Genomic DNA, 7,605 nt, shown 5'->3' with positions numbered 1-7,605 from the left:
TTGCAATCAGTCGTGTTTCTAGAGAACCGAAGACCTTTTTACGTTCTTCATTAAGCTCATTAAGTCGTTGCTGCAAGTCATTCTTTTGCTTGAGCAAACGGCTCTGGATGATCTCGTAGGTTCCTGAATCTAGTTGGGTAGTGTCTTTTTTATCTTGTTCTGCCATTGATTTCTAGTTAGTAGCGCATCGCATGCGCTTTCTCAGTGTTGGGGCGCATCGCATGCGCCTTCTCAGTGCGTGGGGCGGATGCGACTGCCCTTGCATCTCGGCGCATCGCATCCGCCATCTCATCAGTCTAGATACAGTTTCTGTTTTAGATTTTCATCCCACTTCTTTGGATTATCATTGATGTATCTCGTTACATTGTCATAGTGTCTTTGAGTTCTGATGATAGCTTCGTTATAGTTGCGTACCCATATGGTTTTTTCAGTTCTCAGTTGATTATAGATATCTACAAGTTCGTCATCTTTCAAGGTCGATTCATTATCCTGATTTTCTGATATGATACTTAAAACCTGTCTGGTCACAGCACCTTTGTATCCTCTGACTACTGCTCCTAAAGAACCTGGCTTATTCATGTGTTTTCCTGCAACTGCTCCTGCTCTGCGTTCCAACTCTTCTGCCGTGTATTCCTTTTGTATTCTTTGTTCTTCTATATGAATGACAAAATGAATATGATCTGGCATGATCATGAATGCTCCCAGGGATACGTTGTCTCTTAAATTTATTGTTTGCTGCCATTCTTTAGCCGCAATCTCTCCAAATTTATTGAGTATCATTTTTTCATCAATCACCTTTCCAAATAGATGCAACCGATTACGTATTACAATAGTTACAAAGTACCTTCCTACTGATGTGTAGTCATGTCCTTTGAGACGTATTGATTTACGATTATGTTGCTTCATACTAGCTTAGCTTGTTCGACCCATTGTATGTGCGTTGTTGACGCATCTCATGCGCGTTGTTGACGCATTGCATGCGCGTTGTTGACGCATTGCATGCGTGTTGTTGACGCATTGCATGCGTGTTGTTGACGCATTGCATGCGTGTTGTTGACGCATTGCATGCGTCTTTTTACAGTATTGGGCGGATGCGATCCGCCCTTACTGGTTGGTTGTTTAGATATCTCCCAGCTTTTTCCCAGAAAGTCCCATTCCCTTAGCCATGTTCAACAAGTTGCTCAGCATGTTTTTCTCATCACCATCATTTGATTTACCGTGTAGGTTGTTCAAAATGTTTGCGATACTCAGGTTCTTGATGTCCTCAGAGCTGATGTTATACTTGTCTGCAAAGTCCTTTACTTTATCCAGTAAATTTCCTTTTACGTCATCACTTCCTAGAATGGCATCTTTTACTTCAGATACAGTTTCAGAATGATTTACGAGTCTGTCATAACCTTTGGCCTTAGTGATCTGACCAATGATTTGTTCAAAGAACATGGTCTCACCACCTACGATATCAATCTTAGCCGCTTTTAATGCATCTCCTATTACTTGGGCTTGCGCGTCTGCAATATCTTTCTGGATATTGATTTGTGCTAGATCTACTTGAAGTTCCTTATCTAGACGTAGTTTAAACTCTTCATGTTCTTTACCTACACCATCTAGTTTCTTCATTGCTTCAGCTTTCTCTTCGATACCGGCAGCATCTGCAAGGGCTTTTTCTTTGATTACCTCAGCCTCTGCAAGTCCGTCCTTACGTTTAGCCTCTGCTTTTGCAGCGATACCGCTTGCTTCAGCCTCTGCCTTTTTCTGGATGATGAGTGCGTCTACAATACCTTGACGTTCGCTTGCCTCAGCTTTTGCGTGCATTACTTGTGCTTCAGATAAACCTACAGTTGCTTCTTCTTTAGCTTGTGCTTCGGCAAGAATCTTACGTGCGTCTGCTTCTTTTTCACTAGCTTCTTTATGAGCAAGTGCTTCTATGTTGATTTCTTCAGCTTTTTGAATGGCAGCTTGTTTAGATGCTTCAGCAGCCTTAGTCACTCTAATCAAATCATCTTGTGCTTTGGCTTCAGCGTTAGTGATGGCAACCTGTTTAACACGATCTGCAGTTTTGAAAGCCTCAATATCTTTCATGTTTTCCTGCTCTTCTACCACACCTTTTTCAAGAATCACGCGATCTCTAATGACATCTTGAATGTTCTTTTTCTCAACTTCTACTACTTTCTCTTTCTCGATTTGAGCCAGCGTTACCACTCGTTCTCTTTCGGTCAATTCCAACATGCGGTCTTTTTCCACACGTTCTGTTTCTACAGCGTCAGTACGTTGCTTATTCTTTTCTGCAACGATGATTTGACGTTGCATGTTTTCTTCGGCTACTTTTACTTTTTCTTCGGTAGCGATGCGAGCGGTTTCTGATTTCAAACGTTCTTCTTCAGCTACTTTAAGTGTCTCAGCTTCTTCACGTGATTTGATGTTTGAAATCTCACGTTTTTGTTGCTCTTCTTTTTCGGCCAGTTGCTTATCTAGTTCAAGAATCGCTTCACGAGCTTCTACATCTTGCTTGCGGATGGTTTTCTCTTCATCGCGCTTGATGAGGTTAGCCTTGATGTTTTGGGCTGCTGTAAGGTCAGTAATCTTCTTAATACCTTCAGCATCCAGAATATTATCTGCTTTTAGGTGAGAAACGCTGGTTTGCTCTAAAAAGTCAATCGCACAATCTTCTAGTGTATAACCGTTTAAGTCTGTACCGATAATGTCCACAATCTCATCACGGAACTCACGACGGGCTTCATAGAGATCAATGAATTGGAACTTTTTACCTACGGTTTTCAATGCCTCAGAGAATTTTGCTTCAAAAAGATCTTCTAAGGTCTCAATGCGAGAAGCGCGTTGTACACCTATGGTTTGTGCCACTTTTTTAATGTATTCTACCTCGTTGTTGACACGCACGAAAAACGCTACTTTAATATCGGCTCTCATGTTGTCTTTACAGATCAGTCCTTCTACGCCCATACGCTCAATCTGGATTTTCTTTACAGAAATATCCATGGTTTCCACACGGTGGAATACTGGTACTACATAAAGTCCTTTATCTGTTGCGACTTTAGTACCTCCAAAACCAGTACGCACCAGCGCCTGTCCTTGATGTACTTTTTTGTAAAACATCGCGATGATAGCGAAGTAAACAATTACAAGAAATAGAAAAATACCTACTCCTGTTACAATGATTCCTAATGTTCCGTCCATAGTTTTTGTTTGGTTTTTGTTGTTTGTTTAGTTGTTTTGAAAGCGGATGCGATCCGCGGTTACTATTCATGGAGTAGGCAAATAACATTTGCCTACTATCTAAGCTTTACTCACTAAAAAATAGTTCTTATCATCGGATCGTTTAATGATGAGCACGCTTTCGCGAAAGCGTAATTCTGATCCATCGAGTGACTTTACATAGATACTCATCACGTTACCATCTGCCATGACCTCTGCATTTCCTAATTTATCTCCAGAAATGGAAGATAAAAGTAAGGCTTCACGACCTAAAAAGTCTACTGCTTTGTCTCCATCTTTATTCAAATTTTTGAAAAATGATTTGAAAGGCGTGGTGATTACTTTAGTCAGTATTAACGCTGGTATAAACGCCGCAAGTACGATTACAAAACCGAATGTGTTGTCATAACTACCGGTGATTGATGTTGTGAGGACAGAAATCATCCACCACAGGAAAATCCAAAAGGTAAACGTGAACATGAATGGCAATCCTACAAAATTGAAATAGATCAAAAAGACTTGCCACCACTTGAGTTTACGAGTGCGTTTGTTTACTACGTGCTCACGATCAACTTCAGCATTTGCAACGTCCTGGAAATCCATATTTCCTCCTTCAATACCGGTGTCTAGATCTACATCTGCATCGATATCTACGTCTATGTCTACATCCACGTCTAGGTCAAAATCAATTCCCGTAATCATCGTGGCAAGCCAGTAGAGTATAAGAATGATTAACAACACGGTAAGTGTGATGTTTACTTCAGAGAATAATATGTTGAAATAGTTTTCCAATGTTGGTTAGTGTTTAATGGTTACTGGCGGATGCAATCCGCCGTTGCTTTAACTTGTAAAAAAATCAAAGATGTTACTCAATGCTCCTGTGCTGGCTTTATAAAATTCTGTGTATTTGCAACGAGTGCAAGCTACGTAAGAGAATTTCTTGTTCTGTACGTCAAAAATTTTTGAAAGCGTGCCGCCAGTAGCTCGCATTTCTCCGGTTTCATAATCGTGATGACCGCATTTGACACATTTATAATTTATGTTGCCCATGCTTATGCCTCATCTTTTTTAATACCTAATTGCTCTTTAAGCTTTGCTAGGTCATCGTCCAGTTTAGACTCAGACATATCTGCTGCGGCATCAATTTCATCGTCTACCGACTTGGTTGTCTTAGCTAGATCTCCATAAGCCTCTGCAAGCGCTTCGTCTTGTGCGACTTTTTCTTTCATACGCTCGAGCATGCTCACCGTTCCTGCGCTATCAAGTTCTGCCATTTGTTTATTGACATTTTTTGTTGCATCACTTACTTTAACACGTGCTTTCAACGTTTTAAGTTCGTTTTCCCAGTTGGTGATGTTTCCTTTGATGGTTTCAATGGTTTCCTTTAACTGTGCGACGTTTTTATCGAATTTCTCAGTGTCAGCACTCGCACGGTTAGCGTGTTGTTGTGCTTCTTCTTTTTTTGCAAGTGCTTCTTTAGCCAGACGATCTGCTTCTTCTACTGCCATGTCGCCAGAATGTGCTTTTTTGAGAATCAACATAGCTTTGGATTCATAGTCTTTAGCTTTGGATTCGTGTTCATCTCGCTCATTTTTAGAACGTATGGCTAGTGCTTTTACTTGCGCCATAGCTTCTACACTTTTATTAAGGTCTGCTTTCATGTCACGTATACCTTGCTCGGTCATGGTGATAGGATCTTCTAGATTATCTACCGCTTTGTTAGCTTGTGCTTCTCCTATTTTGAATATTCTTTTAAATATGTTCATAGCGTTATGTTTTAATATTTTGAAAATTTGATAATGTTATCAGAGTACTCACTCATTAATAAACTTAATGAGTTAAGAGTACCTTCTAACTCGTTAAGGTCTAGGTTTTCTATTTGAAGTGTGTCTCTAAAGATGACTTTAGATCCACTTTCGTCTAGCACAAATGCGCCGTGAATGATGTCGCGGTTTTTTTGTAAAAGACTTTTGAAAACTTCTTCATTTTTGTTGTTGATTTTAAAAATGTATTGTTCCATTATTAAAATAGGTGGAGCAATTCCTAAAATCATATTTTTAACACCATCACTTTCTTTTTCTATCACTAGTATTCCATCTTTTGGATTGTCTCTAATGATATCGTAATTCAGTTCTAACAGGTATTCTTTGATAGTATTGAAATAGTTGTTCATAGTTAATTATTGGTAGGTTTAATATTACGAAAAATGAACTTCTTATCCCACAAAAATATGCAGTGCAGTATCGACTATATAAATAAGAAATAGTATCATGTTTTAGTTTTTTGGTTAATACTTCTTTGATGGTCTCGCTTTCGCGAAAGCGAACTTCTAAAACGGCCTACTTTAAAAGTTACATTTCATTATATATATTCTTTCTATTTGTTGTTACCATCTAGAAAGAATACTCAAAAAATTAGCGTAACACAATAGTATTTGCTAATATTGTTAGTGTAAATATACGCAAAATAATTTAATTGCAAATAAAATTAGCAAAAAATGTCGTTTTTTGGAAAAAATATTAAAAAGATACGAGGTATAAAGAGTCTGAGTCAGCAGGCATTTGCAGACCTATTTGGCTTAAAGAGAGGTACTTTAGGAGCTTATGAAGAAGGTAGGAGCGAGCCTAAGATAGAAACGATTATCAAGATTGCTAATTATTTTAGCGTTTCTATAGATGATATTTTAACCAGCGAGCTTACCGTAAACCAGCTATTAAAGTTTAATGATGCGCTTACTTTAACGCCAGAAGAGTTAGAAAGAGAGCAATTTGCCCAAGTGCCTTGCATCACCGAAAAAACTGCTGAGGATTACCTAGAATATTATGATAATGATGCTTTTCTAGCCGACTTGCCTCAACTGACGTTACCTATAAATACTGAAAAAGACTTTATCGCATACACGGTTTCTAATCTGGAGCTGACGAAGCATGATAAGGGCTTTTACCCTAAAGATGTAGTGATAGGAGAAAAGGTGCCTAAAAATGTGGTGTCTAAACTAAATAATGGCACTATAGTTCTTGCGGTAACCGATGAACAACTGATATTAAGAAAGCTATATGTGACTTCTAAAGGACTGGTCCTGCGTGCCGATCATAAAAACATTGAGGATATCACTATCGATAAAAAGTCGTTAAAGCAACTGTGGCGAGTGAGATATGTGTTTTTTAGACGTATTCCAGAGTTTTCAGACAGTATGGAAGATAAACTTGCTTTGCTAGAGATGCAAATGAGGGAAATTCGAAATTCAAATTCTAATTAGGTTTGAATATTTTAAAATTAAAAGTATGAAAGCATTAAAACTAATGACATGTCTTTTCTTTTTAATTCTCTGCACCAGTTGTAGCACCGCTAAATATAAAGTATTAGAAGATATACAAAAAGAATATAGTTCTAATAATTCCGAAAGTGCTTACCTTAGAATATCAAATGGAAAAATCAATTCCACTAAAAAAGTTTTTAGAAAGTTAGATGATTCATTAAGCAACGATTACGTATATATTTTTTCGCTAGTAAATCATATGCCCATGGTTTCTAATCATTTTCAAGCTTTGGTTTATGATAGAAAATTAGAAAAGACTTTTACGTGAGTAATTCGTTAGAAAACGTTAATTTGATTACCATTACAGAAAGAACAGAATCATTTCAAGAAGAAAAATTGATACTTAAATATTATCTCAATAATAGAATTGAAGATTTACTTTCTTTGCCAATACTATTTAGTTCTACAGAAATGGGAACAAATTATTCTGTATTAGACTCCACTACAAAGAAGGGTTTTGAAATTGAAAACCTTTGTTTAAATATAAACGGTCAAATTTTGAAATTGGATGAATTATAAATAAAATCTTGACACTTTAGAGGCATATTATTAAAATAAAATATTCCGAAATTAATTGAACTGATCATTTCGAATGCAGTCGAGAATGATTATAACTTCATCAAAAGCTAAATTAAATTCTTTATAAGATTATAATATTTAATTCATAAAAAAAGCTTCAACGTAATGTTGAAGCTTTTGTGGGCCCACCTGGGCTTACCGAGTCAAGCACGGCACAGGCTTCTCGCCCAGCTGGGCAATGCAGTCAAGGACATTTTAATAATTATCTAGAATAAAAAAGACCTTAGCGTTAACTAAGGTCTTGTAGTGGGCCCACCTGGGCTCGAACCAGGGACTTTCTGATTATGAGTCAGATACTCTAACCAGCTGAGTTATAGGCCCAATAAGATAATAGCTGGTAATATCTTATCTAAAAAGTCTGCAAATTTAAACTATAAATGCTTACTCGCAAATTATTCTTCAATTTCTTGACATAATTCTACTAAAACACCATTTGTTCCTTTGGGGTGCACAAAGGCTACCCATTTATTATCCGCTCCACGTTTAGGTTCTTTATT

The 7,605-nt window shown here is 37.6% G+C and carries 9 protein-coding genes, 1 tRNA gene and 1 pseudogene; 3 read left to right on the top strand and 8 right to left on the bottom strand.

The window, feature by feature from the left end; genetic code table 11:
- Nucleotides 1-291: 291 nt before the first annotated feature.
- The 6 genes from A9Q93_RS03590 to A9Q93_RS03565 all read right to left on the bottom strand — a co-directional run bounded on the left by A9Q93_RS03590 (nt 292) and on the right by A9Q93_RS03565 (nt 5,383).
- A complete protein-coding gene (locus A9Q93_RS03590; RefSeq protein ID WP_303686010.1) occupies nt 292-906 on the bottom strand; it encodes a transposase in 615 nt (204 codons plus the stop codon).
- 213 nt (nt 907-1,119) lie between these two features.
- Nucleotides 1,120-3,192 (bottom strand): flotillin family protein, encoded by a 2,073-nt coding sequence (locus A9Q93_RS03585; protein WP_303686009.1) that lies wholly within the window; start codon nt 3,190-3,192, stop codon nt 1,120-1,122.
- Between the two features lie 99 nt (nt 3,193-3,291).
- Nucleotides 3,292-4,002, bottom strand: coding sequence for an OB-fold-containig protein (locus A9Q93_RS03580; RefSeq protein WP_303686008.1), 711 nt, complete (start codon nt 4,000-4,002; stop codon nt 3,292-3,294).
- Between the two features lie 48 nt (nt 4,003-4,050).
- Entirely contained in the window at nt 4,051-4,260 is a 210-nt protein-coding gene (locus A9Q93_RS03575; protein WP_303686007.1) for a zinc ribbon domain-containing protein, read from the bottom strand.
- 2 nt (nt 4,261-4,262) lie between these two features.
- Nucleotides 4,263-4,976, bottom strand: coding sequence for a PspA/IM30 family protein (locus A9Q93_RS03570; protein ID WP_303686006.1), 714 nt, complete (start codon nt 4,974-4,976; stop codon nt 4,263-4,265).
- A gap of 11 nt (nt 4,977-4,987) precedes the next feature.
- Nucleotides 4,988-5,383 carry a molecular chaperone Tir gene (locus tag A9Q93_RS03565; protein WP_303686005.1) on the bottom strand — a complete coding sequence of 132 codons (396 nt, stop codon included), beginning with the start codon at nt 5,381-5,383 and terminating at the stop codon, nt 4,988-4,990.
- 324 nt (nt 5,384-5,707) lie between these two features.
- On the opposite strand from A9Q93_RS03565, the gene A9Q93_RS03560 reads away from it, so the two are divergent.
- The 3 genes from A9Q93_RS03560 to A9Q93_RS03550 are packed head-to-tail and all read left to right on the top strand — an operon-like array spanning nt 5,708 to nt 7,048.
- A complete protein-coding gene (locus tag A9Q93_RS03560) occupies nt 5,708-6,469 on the top strand; it encodes a helix-turn-helix transcriptional regulator (RefSeq protein ID WP_303686004.1) in 762 nt (253 codons plus the stop codon).
- 25 nt (nt 6,470-6,494) lie between these two features.
- Nucleotides 6,495-6,797 (top strand): hypothetical protein, encoded by a 303-nt coding sequence (locus tag A9Q93_RS03555; protein WP_303686003.1) that lies wholly within the window; start codon nt 6,495-6,497, stop codon nt 6,795-6,797.
- Nucleotides 6,794-7,048 carry a hypothetical protein gene (locus A9Q93_RS03550; RefSeq protein ID WP_303686002.1) on the top strand — a complete coding sequence of 85 codons (255 nt, stop codon included), beginning with the start codon at nt 6,794-6,796 and terminating at the stop codon, nt 7,046-7,048. Before A9Q93_RS03555 ends, A9Q93_RS03550 begins: the two co-directional genes overlap by 4 nt.
- 307 nt (nt 7,049-7,355) lie before the next feature.
- Here the strand turns inward: A9Q93_RS03550 and A9Q93_RS03545 are convergent.
- Nucleotides 7,356-7,429: transfer RNA gene (locus A9Q93_RS03545), tRNA-Ile, on the bottom strand.
- Between the two features lie 71 nt (nt 7,430-7,500).
- A pseudogene (locus tag A9Q93_RS03540) lies at nt 7,501-7,605 on the bottom strand (methylmalonyl-CoA epimerase); the annotation flags it as partial.

The organism is Nonlabens dokdonensis, assembly GCF_002162835.1.
Lineage (GTDB): Bacteria > Bacteroidota > Bacteroidia > Flavobacteriales > Flavobacteriaceae > Nonlabens > Nonlabens dokdonensis_B.
This window is presented reverse-complemented; position numbering and strand designations above follow the sequence as displayed.